Origin of the sequence: Bartonella capreoli (assembly GCF_902813205.1) — a bacterium.
Taxonomy (GTDB): Bacteria; Pseudomonadota; Alphaproteobacteria; order Rhizobiales; family Rhizobiaceae; genus Bartonella; species Bartonella schoenbuchensis.
On record NZ_CADDZX010000111.1, the window covers coordinates 1 to 570 of the forward strand.

Annotated in this window: 1 protein-coding gene; it reads left to right on the plus strand. The window is 45.8% G+C overall.

Annotated elements, in window-relative coordinates:
• The coding region (locus tag J7R05_RS07580) for a 1-deoxy-D-xylulose-5-phosphate synthase N-terminal domain-containing protein (protein WP_246468272.1) at positions 1 to 570 on the plus strand (570 nt) is incomplete at both ends.

Genomic DNA, 570 nt, shown 5'->3' on the forward strand with positions numbered 1-570 from the left:
AGCTTGCCGGGCATCCAGAATATCGGTATGCCGCAGGAATTGAAACAACTACTGGCCCTCTTGGTCAGGGATTGGCTAATGCCGTGGGAATGGCACTTGGTGAGCGCTTGCAAAATGCGCGGTTTGGAGATCTTATCAATCATTACACTTATGTGTTGGTCGGGGATGGGTGTCTTATGGAAGGGATTTCTCAAGAAGCTATTTCCCTTGCTGGTCATCTGAAACTCAGTAAGCTTATTGTGTTGTGGGACGATAATAATATTTCCATCGATGGAGAAATTTCTCTTACTGATAGTACAGATCAAATGGCGCGTTTTAAAGCGTCTGGGTGGAATACACACAAAGTCGATGGACATGATCAAGCTGAACTTGCACGTGCTATTGAGGCAGCTCGAGATTCCGATAAACCAACTTTGATTGACTGTAAAACCACCATTGGCTGTGGAGCACCAAATAAAGCAGGCACCAATAAAGTTCATGGAGCACCTTTAGGCGCCCGGGAAATTGCTGAAACTCGTATCGCTTTGGGATGGGAGGTTGAGCCTTTCGTTGTTCCAGCTGATATTCTTA